This is a genomic window from Campylobacter sp. RKI_CA19_01116 (assembly GCF_025771405.1).
Lineage (GTDB): Bacteria > Campylobacterota > Campylobacteria > Campylobacterales > Campylobacteraceae > Campylobacter_D.
Window position 1 is genome coordinate 26,708 of the sequence record NZ_JAKMQF010000006.1, and the last position, 14,920, is coordinate 41,627.

The window sequence follows — 14,920 nt, forward strand, 5'->3', positions numbered from 1 at the left end:
TTTATCCTAAATACTCATTAAATTTATCAAAATAAATTGTTTGTAGTTTTGCTAAAGATATCTTAATATCATCTAAAATGAAATCTTTTTCAGTTAAATTTCCAAGTTTTGTAAATTTAATTCCCATTTCATTTGCAAATTTGATAAATTTTTCTTCATTTTTAACACCAACTATAACTCTTGTTGGACTTTCTTCGAAAATAAAACTCTTATCTTCAAAATCAGTCTTTACTTCAATACCTAAATTTGCCTTTGCACTCATTTTAGCTAAGGTAATAGCAAGACCACCTATACCTATGCTATTAGCACAATCAAGTAATTTTGCTTCGTTTGCTTTTAATAGGAAATCCCATAGTTTTAATTCCGCGTTAAAATCTATATCTTCAAGCTCTCCTGCTACTTTTTGATCTAGCACTTTAGCAATTAAAGATCCACCAAAACTACCTTTGCTTTCTCCAAGTAGATAAATAGCGCTAGTATCTTTACTAAAATATGATTTTAAAACATTTTCTGCTTTTTCATTTACTCCAACACAAGCTATGGTTGGACTTGGAAAAATACTTACTCCATCGGTTTCATTATATAAAGAAACATTTCCGCTTACTACAGGTGTATTGAGTTCTTTACAAGCTAGTTTAATACCTTCACAACCTTGTGCAAATTGCCACATTACCTCAGGATTTTGTGGGTTGCCATAATTTAAACAATCACTAATTGCTAAAGGTCTGGCTCCTGAGCATGCTATTTTTCTTCCTGCACTTGCAACAGCTGCTGCTGCACCGATTTTTGGATTTACATAGTTTAATCTTGAGTTACACTCAATGGCCATAGAAAGTAAGCAGTTATTTTCTTTAATTCTAATGCTATTTGCTCCTAAAGCCCCATCACTTTTTAAAGTATTGGTTTGTACGCTTGAGTCAAACTGCTCATAAATATAAGCTTTATTGCTAACATTTTCATCTGCAAGGAGTTTTTCAAATGCTTCTTGGGTAGGAATGTTAAGTTTAAATTGATAGCTTTTTATTTCATCTAAGTATTTTGGCTTAGATACAGGTCTATCAAGTATAGGTGCTTTTTCACTTAGTGGTTCAATAGGGATTAAGCCAACTAATTCATCATGCCAAAATAGTTCCATTTTGCCAGTATCGGTAACTTCGCCTATAATAGCTGCATCAAGCCCCCATTTGTTAAAAATTTCAATAACTTTTTCTTCATAGCCTTTTTTAGCACAAATTAGCATTCTCTCTTGAGATTCACTTAGCATTAACTCATAAGGAGTCATACCTTCTTCTCTCATAGGAGTTTTATCAAGATAAAGTTTCATACCGCTACCACTGCGTCCTGCCATTTCAAAAGAGCTTGAAGTAAGTCCTGCTGCACCCATATCTTGAATTCCAACTATATAATCAGTTTTGAAAAGTTCTAAACAAGCCTCCATTAGCAATTTTTCAGCAAATGGATCGCCAATTTGCACGGTTGGTCTTAAGCTTTTACTAGATTCATTAAAGCTATCACTTGCCATTACAGCTCCACCAAGCCCGTCGCGACCAGTTTTTGAACCCACATAAATTACAGGATTGCCTATACCTTCAGCTTTTGCATAAAAAATATCTTCGATTTTGCAAGTTCCAAGCGCAAAAGCATTAACTAAGATATTTCCATTAAAACATTCATCAAAAGCACATTCTCCACCAATAGTAGGCACACCCATGCAATTACCATAGTGTGAAATTCCACTTACTACACCTTTAACTAAATATTTTTGATGTTTGCCTATTTTTTCATCGTGGATGTTGCCAAATTTTAAAGAATTCATACCTGCAACAACTCTTGCACCCATGGTAAAAACATCACGTAAAATTCCGCCCACACCTGTTGCTGCACCTGCAAATGGCTCTATAAAGCTTGGGTGATTGTGACTTTCTACTTTAAATACAGCTGCCATTCCTTTGCCTATATCTATCACCCCAGCGTTTTCACCAGGACCTTGGATTACCCAAGGAGCCTTGGTTGGAAAGCCATTAAGGTATTTTTTGCTTGATTTATATGAGCAATGCTCGCTCCACATAGCAGAAATTACTCCAAGCTCTAGTAAATTAGGCTTTCTGCCTAGTATATTTAAAATTTCTTGATATTCTTCGTCACTAATTTTGTGTTGTTTTATAATTTCTTTATCCATTTTCTCTCCTTTTTATTTACCTAAACAAAAATTACTAAACATAGCATCTAAAATTTCATCTCTTTCAAAATCTTTTGTAAATTGGGCTATCTCTCCTATGGCTAAATTTAGTTCAAAAGCAAAAAGTTCTAAAGAACTTTCTTTTAATAAATCCCTTGCGCGCAAAATAGCTTCGCTAGCATTCTTGCAAGCATTGAGTATTAAGGTATTGCTAATTAGCATTCCATCACCATCTAAAGTATTTAAGTATTCATTTAAATTTTCCTTAATGGCTTGGGTGTTTTCTTGAGCACAAATGCGTATACAAGAAGTACTAATTTCATGTTCAAATTTGGTGGTTAGATCGCTTTTGTTTAAAACATAAATGATTTTTTTATCACAATTTTTTAAAGCTTGTAAAATACGCTCATCTTCTTCTTCAAATTCTTTAGATCCATCAAAAACAGCTATGATAATATCTGCTTCTTTAATGCTTTCATAGCTTAAATTAACCCCGATTTTTTCTATCTCATCATTTGCATTTCTTATACCTGCTGTGTCGATGATTTTGATTAAATGTGAGCCTATTTTCAAGCTTTCCTCGATACGATCTCTTGTAGTACCTGCAATATTAGAAACAATAGCTCTATCAAATGCTAAAAGTGAATTTAATAATGAGCTTTTTCCTGCATTTGGCTTACCGATAATAGCAACTTTAAAGCCTTCTATAAGTCCTTTTTTACTTAAAGAAATATCTACTATATCACGTAAAAGTTTTGAATTTTTTTCACACATGGTAATGATTTGATCAAGTAAATCTTGTGGTAAATCATCATCTGCATAATCAATGCTAGTTTCTACAAAAGCAAGGGTTTGAACAAGATCCATTCTAATGGTATTTAAAAATTTACTTAAATCACCTTTAATGTTTTTTGCTATGATATTTGCAGCACTTGTTGATTTTGACATGATGACATCTTGTATACTTAAAGCTTTTAAAAGATCCATTTTGCCATTTAAACAAGCTCTTTTGCTAAATTCTCCAGGGCTAGCAAGACGCGCTCCTGCTAAAATAAGCTCATCAAGTAAAATTTCACTCAAAGAAAAACCCCCATGAAGTTGAAATTCTACTATATCTTCTCCTGTAAAAGAGTAGGGTGCTTTAAAATAAATCACTAAAGCTTCATCTAAGAAGTCATTGTTGTTTTTATAAAGTTTGCACAAGTGTGCATAGCGGGGCGTTAATTCTTTTTTGTGGGTAATTTTCAATGCAAGCTCTAAAGCTTTCTTCCCACTTACTCTAATGATACTTATAGAGCCCACTCCATGGGCTGTGGCTATAGCAGCTATAGTGTCATTCATTCATTTTTCTTCAAAAAATCATTTACAACGATGTATCTTTGATCGTCATTTTGTTTAATAGCTACATATTTATCAGGAAAACGTTCTCTTAATTTTTCTAATGCAAGTTTTAGCCAAATTCCATCTAAAGGCTTTGTTTGGACTCTTCCTGTACTCTCTACTTTTTCTATAAGAATTTTTAAATAATTTTCTATAGCTTGGGTTTGATTTTCTAAAAATTGAGCAATTTCTAGCCTTGGCTGAATTTTATATTTAGCACTAAGCCAGTTATAAAGTAAATAAGAAAATGCCTTATATCTATGGGCTTCTTTGCCTATAAGTAAAGCTGCATCTTCTCCATCAAGTTTTATCAATACGCAATTTTCATCCCAAACACTAACTTGTACAACCTTGATATCAAAATCAAAAGTTGCTAGTAAATTTTCTAGTGAAATTTTTATCTCATCAATATAAGAAGCGATATTTTTTTCTTCTGGTGATTCTTTATGAAATGAATCAAAAATAGCATCATTTTTTACTTTATAATGTTCTTTAGTTGGAGTATTGGCTTCAAGTGGTTTTTGAAAACTTTCTCTGTGTTCTTTGTAGTGTTCATTTTTTTCAAGATTTTTTTGTGAATGTTTGATAAAATTCTCGCTTTGATTTTTTTTAGCTTTTTCTTGATGAGGTTTTTTGGTTTTTTTGTGTCCTTTAATACAAATAATAGCATTTTTTCTAAACAAACCAAAAAATCCTGCTTTAGCATGTTGAATAACTTCATATTCTAGATCAATCACAGAGCACTCAAGTTGTTTTGAGGCTTCTATGAGTGCAGTTTGTAAGTCTTTAGCTTCTATGTTCATGTTTAGCTATTTCCTCTTTTTTGTGGTTTTTGAAAAGTTTATTTACAATCACTTGTTGAATAAGTGAGCATATATTATTTACACACCAATATAAAGTTAAACCTGCTGGGAAGGTTAAGAAGAAGAAAGTGAAAATTAATGGCAAAAATTTCATAATCTTTTCTTGCATAGGATCTTGTATAGCCATTGGTGTGATAAGTTGTTGGATAAACATAGTTAGACCCATAAATATAGGTAAGATAAACCATGGATCCATCGCAGATAAATCTGTAATCCAAAAAGCCCATGGTGCAGCTTTTAGCTCTATAGCATTTAGTAAAACTCTATAAATTGCAAAGAAAATTGGAATTTGAATGAGTATTGGTAAACATCCACTCATAGGATTTGCACCATGTTTTTTATAAAGTTCCATCATGTGTAAATTCATTTTTTGCGGATCGCCTTTATAACGTTCTCTGATTTCTTTCATTTTAGGTGCTAAATCTTTGAGTTTATTCATAGAAATCATTGATTTATAAGTAAGTGGGAAAAGAATAATACGCACGATTAAAGTCATCACTACAATAGCCCAACCCCAGTTGCCCATGTAGCCATGTAAGAAATTTAAAAATTCAAACATAGGCTTAGCTATAAAAGTAAACCAACCATATTCCACAACATCATCTAAATCCGCATGAATACTTCTTAAAATTTCATGCTCTTTTGAGCCAACATAACCGCTTGCTTTAAAAGTATTTGTCGAACTTGCAAAAACGATAGAATTTTCGTGATTATCTTTAGTAACTACAGCATTGAGTGGTTTTTCAAAATTATAAAAGAAAGCACTATAATAGCGATCTGAAGCCGCCATAAGGGTTACATTAGAAAAACTTTCATCATTTTCTACATCGCCATCTTCTAACATTGTGATTTTATCATCTTTGTCTAAGATCAAAACCCCATGTACTGTATAGCTATCAACTGCTATATTTGGACGATAACCCGGAGTGATAAAATAAGCTGCGTCTTTGCTTAGATTAACCTCTAAATCATAGTTTCCATATTTATGGAAAGTGATTTTTTTAGTTACTACTAAATCATTTAAATTTTGAGTAAGGATCAAGGTTATGTTTTCATCGCTGACATTGATAGTTTTTTGACTTGTGGTATATGGTGTATTAAATGCCTCTTGATTGATTTTTGCATCACTAAATCTTATTTCTAATGGTAAAGGTGATAAAGAAGTATCTACTAGATTAATACTTTTGCCATTTTCATCTTTGTATTTTTCATCACTTAGATAAAATTTAGCTATCCTACCTAAAGAGTCAATATGTGCTTCAAAATGTTCACTTTTAACAACTGCTATTTCTTCTTTTTGATTAACGCTAAGTTCTGTTTTTGGAGCTTGAGAGTTAGTACTTGTAGTGCTTTGTGGAGCTGAGTTGTTTTGTTCTATTTGAGTGATATTTTGCTCAGTTTGTGGAGCTTTGGGTATAAAAAAATAATCATAAACTACAAAAAATAAAAATGATAATACAACAGCAATTAATATGCGTTTTTGTTGAGATAAATTTTCTGACACGGATTGTCCTTTGGAAATATAATCTTAATTAAAAAAAATTGATTATCGTTGCAAGGGATATAAAGATAATTGAGTTGTTTTAAAGCATTAAAACTAGGTTTAAAACATATACCTGAGTTTAGATTATTCTTGCGTATTTTAGGATAATCAATACCACCTTTAAAAAACGGATTGCATTTTAAAATTCTTAAAAAAACTGCACCAAATGCTTTAAAAATATTATTTTTTTTAAATTGCCATAAGGCATACTCAGAGCAACTTGGGTAATACCTACAGCATTGTGGTTTAAAAGGACTGATAAAGAGTTGATAAAATCTGATAAATTTTAGACAAACTATTTTATGCATCCTATTTTTTTCAAACCCCATTTCAAGTTTTTTTCTAATTTTAAAAAAGGAATTTCAGTGATACTCGTTTTGGCTACAAGTATGTATTTTCCGTTTTCAACTTGATTTTTAACCTGAAAAAAAGCTGATCTTAAGAGCCTTTTGGCTCTATTTCTTATAACAGCTTTTCCAACTTTTTTACTAGCAACAACGGCGAATTTTTTTTCTTCGCTTAAAGAGTAAAAGATGATCATGCCTTCGCAATGCCATTTTTTACCTTCTTTATAAATTGCTGCAAACTCTCCTAAGTCGTTAATACTTAGAAAATCTTTTATACCGCTAATCTTTTTCTACCTTTAGCACGTCTAGCATTGATCACTTTGCGACCATTTTTGCTCTTCATGCGTACACGAAAGCCGTGAGTTCTTTTTTTAGGAGTTTTATGTGGTTGATATGTTCTTTTCATATTTTTTCCTTAACTTAAAATAAAAAACAAAATAATAAGCGAGTATGTTAGCAAAATCTTACTTAAATCTGCTTTTAATTAAGAGTTATTTTAAAACTTTTTGCTAAATTTTGATTTTATTTTGTAAACTAAGGAAAAATAATGGCTTTTGAAATTTGTGAGAGTAAAAAAGAAGATTTGGAAAAAATTTTAGAATTACTCAAAGAACTTGCTATTCATGAAAATATGCTTGAAGATGTAAAATGCACAAGCAAAGAACTTGAAGAATCATTCTTTAAACATGAATATGCTAAGGCTTTGAGCCTAAAGGTTGATGGTGAGATAATAGGCTATGTGATGTATTATTTTACTTTTTCATCTTTTTGGGGTTTGGGTGGATTATACCTAGAAGATATTTACATACAGCCAAAATATAGAAAAAAAGGTTATGCTAGAGCTGTTTTTAAATATCTAGCGCAAATTTGCAAAGAAAAAAATCTTAAACGCTTAGAGTGGGTTTGTTTAAATGATAATGATTTGGGGATTGAATTTTATACCAAGTTAAATGCAAGACATATGAGTGAGTGGAGAACTTATCGTTTAGAGGGTGAAAATTTAGAAGCATTGATGTGATGAATAAACGCAGTTTGTATTATCTAAAAGCTTTTGGTTATGAATATTTTGATGAACAAAAGCAAATTAGACATTTTAACTTAAGTTTTAAAGAATTAAACGAAAGAGTAAAAACTTGCAATCTTTGTCATTTTTCTAAATTAAGAAAGTATAGTTTAATAGAAAAAGAAGCCAAAAATGCTAAAATTTTGATTTATCAAGCTTTTATTGATAAAGAAGAAAACGAAAGTGGAAAGTTTTTTGCTTCTAAAAACAAACAAGAGTTTTTAAGATTATGCAAAGAGCTTTTAAATTTAAAAGAAGATGAGATATATTTTTCTTATATGTTTAAATGTTTTAGTAATTTTAAAATAGATGATCAAGCACTAAAATTATGCTTGCCGTATTTTTATAACGAGCTTGATTTTGTAAAAGCAAAGATTATTTTATGTCTTGGTCAAGAAGCTTTTGTAAGTTTGGGTTTTGAGAACTTTCAAAAATACAAAGGGCAATGTATGCGTTTTAATAATGCTTTGCTTTTGCCAAGTTATGATTTGAATTTTTTGAGTAAAAATCCTAGCTTTTATGCTGAATTTATAGAAGATATTAAAAAAATAAAAGGTTATTTATGAGAAAAAGTTTAGTTTGTTTGATGATGAGTTTTGTTTTAACTTTAAGTGCTTTTGCGAAAGAGCAAAAACCATCGCCCATAGAACCTAGTGAGTCTTTTTATCCTAATTTAGAATTTCAAAATTGTGATAATGATTGTTTATTTACTTTGTTAGAAACAGGACTTTATTTCAATTTCTTATCAAGATTTAACAATGATAATGCAAATGAACTTTTGGTTAATATCTATACTAAACTTTTAAATTCCATCATAGATTTTGAAAAAAGAATTCAAAAAAATGCTAGTGTAAAATTAGCTATTATTATACCTGAGCAAACGATTAAAAGTTATTCTAATACTATTATAAACTCAAGCATAGCGTATTTATTAAGACAAAGAGCGCAAATAAAAGTAAAGGTGTTTTTAATAGGCACAGAAGATGAGAACAAGATAACTAAAGCTTTTAAGCAAGCTCAAGATGAGAAATTTAATTATATCATCGCAGGTTTTACAGATAAAGGTGTGAAAAATTTATTAAAAGAAAGCCTTGATTCTAATGTAAAAGTTTTTATTCCTACTGCACATAAAAGAAATTTTGATACGCAAAATGAAAATGTGTATTTTGGAAGTATAGACTATCAAAAACAAATTCAAAAACTTTTAGAATATTCAAATGGTAAAAATATTATTTTTTCAGATGGAACACCTTTGGCAAATCGCTTAGATGAGAATGTTTTAAACGCAGGTAATGGTAGTGAGAAAATTTATACTATTAATAGTTCTAAATTTGATTTTAGAAGTATTTTAAATCAAAATAGAAGTTTTCAAGATTCTAGTATTATTTTAAATACTTCTTTGATTAAAACAGCGCTTATAAGCTCGCAAATAAGAACTTATGATATAGAACCTTTTGTGTTATTATCAACTCAGATTAATTATAATCCTATTTTGCTAAGCCTAACGCAAATTAATGATAGAAAAAAACTTTTACTAGCAAATTCCATTTCTAATGAGGATCAAACTCTAAGCTATCTTAATGAGCTTTTTTCGCAAAATATTAATTACAACTGGATAGCGTATGCAACTAGCGTGGGGCTTGATTATTTTTATACGCAGTTTTTAGATAAAGACTCTCAAAGAATTTTCGATGAGAGTTTAAATGATAATCAATTTGACTATAAGGTTAAAATCATTCGCTCGCAAGGCTTAGGTTTTACTCCTTTGCAAAATCAGTAAAAATCTTAGCTATAGCCTCATCTATAGGGGCTACTTTTTCATTTTTTAAAAAAGCTAGGGTAAATTCAGCCTCAAAAAGTTTGGTGTTTTCTTTGTAAATCTCTTGTTTTATACAAACTGAGGCTTTTTTAAGTTTTGCGATAAATGTTTTTACTTCTATAAGATCTCCAAGTTTGGCTGGTTTTAAAAAGTTACAATTTGCTTTAGTAAGTAGGAAATGTCCTGTGCTTTTGTCAAAAATTTTTGCATTTTTTTGAAAAAATATCTCACTTCTTGCTCTTTCGCAAAATTTTAAGTAGTTGCTATGATATACCACTCCACCTGCATCGGTATCTTCATAATAAATTCGTATTTGCATTTAAAATCCTTTTTTTTGTTTTTTATAATACATTATATTTAAAGTAAATTGAATATCAAATATGAATTTTAATCATTAATATTCTGTCTTAAATACATTAATAATTAGATATTATTCTATAATTTTTATTTTATATTTGGAAATTACATGAAAAAAGTGAAAAATAAAACTTTAGCCGAACAAGTATATGATGAATTAGAAAGAAGAATAGTTTTTTGTGAAATAGAACCTGGTAGTATTTTGACAGAACAGGGCATAGCAAATATGCTTGATGTTGGACGTACGCCTGTAAGAGAAGCATTATTGTTGCTTTCAAAACGTTATTTGGTGAATATATCAAAAGCAGGAATAATGGTTCCACAAATGAATGCTTCTTTACAAATGCAACTTTTGGAAGTAAGAAGAGTTATTTTGAAACTTTGTATAGAATGTGCTATAAAAAGACTTACTGAGGATGATAAAAAAGCTATAAATGAACTTTTAAATGAAATTGAAAATTATGATGAAATAAATTTTTTATCATGGCTTGATAAAAGACAAGATGTATTAGCTAAAGCTTCTAAAAATTATTTTATTTACGAAGAATTGAGAAACGTGCAAGGGATTTCAAGGAGATTTTGGTATCGCTATGCTCAAAATAGTCAACATGATATTGTAAAAGAAAAACACAAGAATATATTAAAAGCTGTGTATCAAAAAAACACAGAAAAAGCTTTGGAATATGTTGATGACATTATTGATTATTTTGAGAATTTTGTTAAACAATATTTGATTTGATATAATCATATAATAAGTATATATTCAATTTTACAACTAAAACTACCTTGCTAACTTATTTGATGTTTTAATCATAGGGATATCTTTTAAATATATTTACCAATATTCACATATTTACATGTTTTTTCAAGGTAAGAAAATATATAATATATTTATTGTCGGCATTAAGTATTTATTAAGTTTTTTTTCTATAGACTTGAAAATATAACAATACAAAAAGGAGTTGTATGTCAAGTAAAATAGCGGTTAAAACAAAATTATTCCCCTCAAAATCTCCATTAGAATGGGCGGTTGTATCAAATAATATTTTATATACAGCACAAATTCCTATTGATAAAAATGGAGAGGTTGTTACTGGTGGTATAGAAGCGCAAACCAAGCAAGTTTTTTCAAATCTTATTCATACTTTAGAATGTGCTGGTTCTAAATTAGATGATGTGTTACAGATTTTAATTTATGTTACAAAAAGAGAAGATTTAAAATTTGTAAATTCGGTATATTCAACCTATTTCAATACAGTTTATCCAAATAGAGCTGCATTTATTGTTTCTGGTTTGGCTAGAGAAGAAATGCTGGTTGAATTTGTAGTTTATGCGCAAACTCATAATTAAAATTATAAAGGAGATAAAATGTTAGATTGTACTAAGGGTTTATATATTAATGGTCAATGGGCAGAGGGTGTTAATACTATAAAAAATATTAATCCATCTGATATTGATAATGATCTAGGGGATGTAGCACAGGCTGATAAAAAACAAGTAGAGCTAGCTATTGATGCTGCCAAAGAGGCTCAAGTTTCTTGGGAAAAAACTCCTTTAGAAGAAAAGGCAAATTTGCTTTATAAAATCGGTGAATCTTTAATGAATAGAAGCGATGAGATTGGAAAAATCATATCTTTAGAAGAAGGAAAAACAAAAATAGAAGGAAAAGGAGAAGCGTTTAGATCAGGTCAATTTTTTCAATATTATGCAGCTGAAGTATTAAGACAAATTGGGGAAAATGCAGCGTCTGTAAGAAGTGGTGTTGATGTTGAGATTACAAGAGAGGCTGTTGGTGTTGTTGGTATTATTTCTCCTTGGAATTTCCCTATTGCAACAGCTTCTTGGAAAATAGCTCCTGCTCTTTGTTTTGGTAATAGTATAGTATGGAAACCAGCTAATACCACTCCAGCTTCTGCTGTAGCTTTGGCTGAGATTATTCATGAGCATGGATTGCCAAGCGGTGTATTTAATTTAGTTTTAGGTAGTGGTGGAGAAGTTGGTGAGACTATTATTAATTCTAGAAATATCAACGCACTTTCTTTTACTGGATCTGTTGATGTTGGTAGAAAAATAGCACGTGCTACGGCTGCAAATTTTGTTAAATGTCAATTAGAAATGGGTAGTAAAAATGCCTTAGTTGTTATGGATGATGCAGATCTTGATCTTGCTGTTGAGTGTGCTATTGCAGGAGCTTTTTCAGGTACTGGACAAAAATGCACAGCAAGTTCTCGTTTGATTGTTATAGAAAGTATTCACGATGCTTTTGTTGAGAAAATGGTTTCTAGAATGAAAACATTAAAGATTGGCTATTGCTTAGATGATGGAATTTTTATGGGACCAGTAGCCGATAATAAACAATTTGAATCTAATTTCAAATGGGTTCAAAGAGCTAAAGATCTTGGAGCGGAATTGGTATTTGGTGGTGAAAAATTATCACTTGATAAAAATGGTTACTATATGTCTCCTACTTTATTTATTAATACTAAAAATGATTGGGATATTAATCAGGAAGAAATTTTTGCTCCATTAGCATGTGTGATTAAAGCAAAAGATTTACAAGAAGCTGTTGCGCTTAATAATGGTACTCGTTTTGGATTGACTTCAGGGATTGTAACATCAAGTTTAAAAAATGCAAACATATTTAAAAAAGAAGCAAAAAGTGGTTGTGTTATGATTAATCTTCCTACAGCTGGAACAGATTATCATGTGCCTTTTGGAGGCAGAAAAGAATCTAGCTTTGGTCCAAGAGAGCAAGGTTCTTATGCGAAGGAATTTTACACAGTTGTAAAAACAACTTATGTAAAAGCTTATTAAATGTTGTTTACAAAAAGGAGGTGGTTATGTTTGGGAAAGATATCATTATAGATGGTTTGCAATATTGCAAATGGGATAAAGAATATTTTAAATTTTTAAAATCAAGTGGTGTTAGTGCTGTGCATGTTACTTTAGTATATCATGAAAATGCTAGAGAAACACTCACTAGATTTGCCCAGTGGCATAGATTTTTTGAAGAATTTAATGAATATATATTGCCTGTTTTTTCAAGCGAAGATATTTTAAAAGCAAAAGCTCAAAATAAGGTAGGGATTTTTTTTGGAGCACAAAATTGTTCTTTGATTGATGATGAAATAGGGTTAATATCTGTTATGAGACAGCTTGGTTTGTTGATTATGCAGCTAACTTATAATAATCAAAGCTTATTGGCTACTGGTTGTTATGAAAAAAACGACAGTGGTATTACTCGCTTTGGTAAACAAGCGATTGAAGAAATGAATAGGGTTGGTATGATTGTTGATATGTCTCATAGTAGCGATAAATCAACATTGGAAGCTATTGACATATCGTCTCGCCCTATATGTATATCTCATGCTAATCCTAAATTTGCGCACAATGGATTGCGAAATAAAAGCGATGAGGTGATAAAAGCTTTAGCTAAGAGAAAAGGTTTGATAGGTTTGTCTTTATATCCTTTTCATTTGCCAAATGGAAGCGATTGTACATTGGATGATTTTTGTAAAATGAGTGCTGATTTGGCAGATATGATAGGGGTTGATCATATAGGTATAGGAAGTGATTTATGTTTAAATCAACCATTAGATGTATTAGAATGGATGCGCAATGGTAGATGGTCTAAGATAAAAGATTATGGCGAAGGTAGTGCTACTAATTCCACATGGCCTAAAAATGTGTCTTGGTTTAATGATTCTAGTGGCTTATATAATATCTATAAAGGATTGATTAATTATGGGTTTTCTGAGAATGATGTAAAAAAAATCATGGGTCTTAATTGGCTTTATTTTTTACAAGATGGCTTAAAAGCTCAAACTTGCTAAGGAGTTAAAATGTTAAACAGTGCTCCTAAAAACAATACTCGTATTGATAAGTTGACTTTAATTTGTAGTAGTGGATTTTTGATGATATTTGTTGTAATAGCTTTAATTGATTCAAAGTTACTTAGTGCGATCGTTGAGTTTGGTTTTAATGTCTCAGCAAAATACTTTGGTGCTTATTGGCAAATTTTACTACTTTTGACTTTTATTATTGGGATCGGGCTTAGTTGGGGAAGAACAGGCGGCGTAGTTTTGGGTAATATTAAAAATCCTGAAATGAGTACATTTCAATGGATATCTATTATTATGTGTACTTTACTTGCAGGCGGAGGTGTTTTTTGGGCTGCTGGAGAGCCTATAGCTCATTTTGTTTCTCCATCTCCTGTATTTGGAAATACTAGTAATATTTTTCAAAAAATCACAGAAGCTCTAGCGCAATCTTACATGCATTGGAGTTTTTTATCTTGGGCTGTTTCTGGAACTATTACCACAATAGTGCTAATGTATTTACACTATGAAAAAGGCCTTCCTTTAAGACCTAGAACTATTCTTTATCCTATTTTTGGTGATAAAGTTATACACGGATGGATTGGTTCTTTAATAGATGCTTTTTGTATTGTGGCTGTTGCTGCTGGTACTATAGGACCTATAGGATTTTTAGGTTTACAAATTTCTTATGCACTAAATATGATTTTTCAAATACCAGATAATATAATCACTCAAATGAGTATTATTATTTTGGCTATTTTAGTTTATACTATATCTTCGCTTAGGGGTTTAGCAAAAGGCATTCAAATTCTTAGTAAATGGAATGTTATTTTAGCTGTAGGTTTGATGTTTTTTATTTTTATTTTTGGTCCTACAAAATTTATTTTGGATGTTTATGTTCAAGGTGTTGGAACTTTGATACAAAATTTTATACCTATGGCTACTTATAGAGAAGATACTGTTTGGCTTGCATCTTGGACTTTGTTTTTTTGGGGGTGGTTTTTAGGATATGGTCCAGTATTGGCTATCTTTATTGCTAGAATTTCAAGAGGTAGGACTTTAAGAGAGCTTATTATAGCTGTAAGTATTTGCGCACCAATTATTACAATGTTTTGGTTTACTATTGTTGGTGGAACAGGATTATATTTTGAGATTGAAAATCCAGGCAGCATAAGCTCTGCTTTTAAAGGTTTTAATATACCTGCTGCGTTAATAGCAATAACACAGTCATTGCCATTGTCAACATTTATTTCAGCATTATTTTTGATATTAGCAGCTATTTTTATTATTACAACTGGTGATTCTATGACTTATACTATGAGTGTTATTGTTAGTGGGAACACTGAACCTAGCAAACTTCTTAGAGCTTTTTGGGGAATTTTAATGGGGGTATTGGCAATTATTTTAATATCTATCGGACAGGGAGGAATTTCGGCTTTACAATCATTTATAGTAATTACTGCTGTGCCTGTTTCATTTATATTATTACCAACCTTATGGAACTCTATACAGATTGCAATTAAAATGGCAGATGAGCAAAATTTACGTTAA

The 14,920-nt window shown here is 30.7% G+C and carries 16 protein-coding genes; 8 read left to right on the forward strand and 8 right to left on the reverse strand.

What is annotated here, in order from left to right; genetic code table 11:
* Position 1: 1 nt before the first annotated feature.
* Genes purL through rpmH form a run of 7 tightly spaced genes read right to left on the reverse strand, consistent with a single transcriptional unit; the run spans position 2 to position 6,718 of the window.
* The gene (gene purL, locus L8U41_RS05650) at positions 2 to 2,179 is read right to left on the reverse strand and encodes a phosphoribosylformylglycinamidine synthase subunit PurL (protein ID WP_263728038.1); all 2,178 of its coding nucleotides are present in this window, start codon (positions 2,177 to 2,179) and stop codon (positions 2 to 4) included.
* Positions 2,180 to 2,191: 12 nt separating this feature from the next.
* Entirely contained in the window at positions 2,192 to 3,520 is a 1,329-nt protein-coding gene (gene mnmE, locus L8U41_RS05655; protein ID WP_263728039.1) for a tRNA uridine-5-carboxymethylaminomethyl(34) synthesis GTPase MnmE, read from the reverse strand.
* Entirely contained in the window at positions 3,517 to 4,362 is an 846-nt protein-coding gene (locus tag L8U41_RS05660) for a Jag N-terminal domain-containing protein (RefSeq protein WP_263728040.1), read from the reverse strand. Before L8U41_RS05660 ends, mnmE begins: the two co-directional genes overlap by 4 nt.
* On the reverse strand, positions 4,346 to 5,926 hold the full coding sequence (gene yidC / locus L8U41_RS05665; RefSeq protein WP_263728041.1) for a membrane protein insertase YidC: 1,581 nt from the start codon (positions 5,924 to 5,926) through the stop codon (positions 4,346 to 4,348). The genes L8U41_RS05660 and yidC overlap by 17 nt, the downstream gene beginning before the upstream one ends.
* Positions 5,890 to 6,273: a membrane protein insertion efficiency factor YidD gene (yidD, locus tag L8U41_RS05670; protein ID WP_263664027.1), complete on the reverse strand. Its 384-nt coding sequence runs from the start codon at positions 6,271 to 6,273 to the stop codon at positions 5,890 to 5,892. Before yidD ends, yidC begins: the two co-directional genes overlap by 37 nt.
* Positions 6,261 to 6,587 (reverse strand): ribonuclease P protein component, encoded by a 327-nt coding sequence (rnpA, locus tag L8U41_RS05675; protein WP_263664026.1) that lies wholly within the window; start codon positions 6,585 to 6,587, stop codon positions 6,261 to 6,263. Before rnpA ends, yidD begins: the two co-directional genes overlap by 13 nt.
* Positions 6,584 to 6,718 (reverse strand): 50S ribosomal protein L34, encoded by a 135-nt coding sequence (gene rpmH / locus L8U41_RS05680; protein WP_012661270.1) that lies wholly within the window; start codon positions 6,716 to 6,718, stop codon positions 6,584 to 6,586. The genes rnpA and rpmH overlap by 4 nt, the downstream gene beginning before the upstream one ends.
* A gap of 138 nt (positions 6,719 to 6,856) precedes the next feature.
* On the opposite strand from rpmH, the gene L8U41_RS05685 reads away from it, so the two are divergent.
* From L8U41_RS05685 to L8U41_RS05695, 3 genes are read left to right on the forward strand one after another with little or no spacing between them, the layout of a single operon-like run.
* Complete coding sequence (locus L8U41_RS05685; protein ID WP_235362456.1) at positions 6,857 to 7,330, forward strand: GNAT family N-acetyltransferase; 474 nt, start codon at positions 6,857 to 6,859, stop codon at positions 7,328 to 7,330.
* Positions 7,330 to 7,941 (forward strand): uracil-DNA glycosylase family protein, encoded by a 612-nt coding sequence (locus L8U41_RS05690; protein WP_263663998.1) that lies wholly within the window; start codon positions 7,330 to 7,332, stop codon positions 7,939 to 7,941. The genes L8U41_RS05685 and L8U41_RS05690 overlap by 1 nt, the downstream gene beginning before the upstream one ends.
* Positions 7,938 to 9,155: a hypothetical protein gene (locus L8U41_RS05695; protein WP_263678868.1), complete on the forward strand. Its 1,218-nt coding sequence runs from the start codon at positions 7,938 to 7,940 to the stop codon at positions 9,153 to 9,155. The genes L8U41_RS05690 and L8U41_RS05695 overlap by 4 nt, the downstream gene beginning before the upstream one ends.
* Here L8U41_RS05695 and L8U41_RS05700 read toward each other — a convergent pair.
* The gene (locus L8U41_RS05700; RefSeq protein ID WP_263728042.1) at positions 9,133 to 9,513 is read right to left on the reverse strand and encodes a YbgC/FadM family acyl-CoA thioesterase; all 381 of its coding nucleotides are present in this window, start codon (positions 9,511 to 9,513) and stop codon (positions 9,133 to 9,135) included. The genes L8U41_RS05695 and L8U41_RS05700 overlap by 23 nt on opposite strands.
* A 147-nt stretch (positions 9,514 to 9,660) precedes the next feature.
* Here L8U41_RS05700 and L8U41_RS05705 point away from each other — a divergent pair, with 147 nt between their 5' ends.
* From L8U41_RS05705 to L8U41_RS05725, 5 genes are all read left to right on the forward strand, one after another.
* Entirely contained in the window at positions 9,661 to 10,290 is a 630-nt protein-coding gene (locus L8U41_RS05705) for a GntR family transcriptional regulator (RefSeq protein ID WP_263663994.1), read from the forward strand.
* A 227-nt stretch (positions 10,291 to 10,517) separates the two neighbouring features.
* Entirely contained in the window at positions 10,518 to 10,901 is a 384-nt protein-coding gene (locus L8U41_RS05710; protein WP_263675187.1) for a RidA family protein, read from the forward strand.
* 18 nt (positions 10,902 to 10,919) lie between these two features.
* Positions 10,920 to 12,365, forward strand: coding sequence for an aldehyde dehydrogenase family protein (locus L8U41_RS05715; protein WP_263728043.1), 1,446 nt, complete (start codon positions 10,920 to 10,922; stop codon positions 12,363 to 12,365).
* A 26-nt stretch (positions 12,366 to 12,391) separates the two neighbouring features.
* Positions 12,392 to 13,384: a dipeptidase gene (locus tag L8U41_RS05720; RefSeq protein WP_263708781.1), complete on the forward strand. Its 993-nt coding sequence runs from the start codon at positions 12,392 to 12,394 to the stop codon at positions 13,382 to 13,384.
* A gap of 9 nt (positions 13,385 to 13,393) precedes the next feature.
* Complete coding sequence (locus L8U41_RS05725; protein ID WP_214126123.1) at positions 13,394 to 14,920, forward strand: BCCT family transporter; 1,527 nt, start codon at positions 13,394 to 13,396, stop codon at positions 14,918 to 14,920.

Coding starts and splice junctions, on each gene's coding strand:
- purL (WP_263728038.1), bottom strand. CDS start 2,179: ATGGATAAAGAAATTATAAAACAACACAAAATTAGTGACGAAGAATAT.
- mnmE (WP_263728039.1), bottom strand. CDS start 3,520: ATGAATGACACTATAGCTGCTATAGCCACAGCCCATGGAGTGGGCTCT.
- L8U41_RS05660 (WP_263728040.1), bottom strand. CDS start 4,362: ATGAACATAGAAGCTAAAGACTTACAAACTGCACTCATAGAAGCCTCA.
- yidD (WP_263664027.1), bottom strand. CDS start 6,273: ATGCATAAAATAGTTTGTCTAAAATTTATCAGATTTTATCAACTCTTT.
- rpmH (WP_012661270.1), bottom strand. CDS start 6,718: ATGAAAAGAACATATCAACCACATAAAACTCCTAAAAAAAGAACTCAC.
- L8U41_RS05690 (WP_263663998.1), top strand. CDS start 7,330: ATGAATAAACGCAGTTTGTATTATCTAAAAGCTTTTGGTTATGAATAT.
- L8U41_RS05695 (WP_263678868.1), top strand. CDS start 7,938: ATGAGAAAAAGTTTAGTTTGTTTGATGATGAGTTTTGTTTTAACTTTA.
- L8U41_RS05700 (WP_263728042.1), bottom strand. CDS start 9,513: ATGCAAATACGAATTTATTATGAAGATACCGATGCAGGTGGAGTGGTA.
- L8U41_RS05705 (WP_263663994.1), top strand. CDS start 9,661: ATGAAAAAAGTGAAAAATAAAACTTTAGCCGAACAAGTATATGATGAA.
- L8U41_RS05710 (WP_263675187.1), top strand. CDS start 10,518: ATGTCAAGTAAAATAGCGGTTAAAACAAAATTATTCCCCTCAAAATCT.
- L8U41_RS05715 (WP_263728043.1), top strand. CDS start 10,920: ATGTTAGATTGTACTAAGGGTTTATATATTAATGGTCAATGGGCAGAG.
- L8U41_RS05720 (WP_263708781.1), top strand. CDS start 12,392: ATGTTTGGGAAAGATATCATTATAGATGGTTTGCAATATTGCAAATGG.
- L8U41_RS05725 (WP_214126123.1), top strand. CDS start 13,394: ATGTTAAACAGTGCTCCTAAAAACAATACTCGTATTGATAAGTTGACT.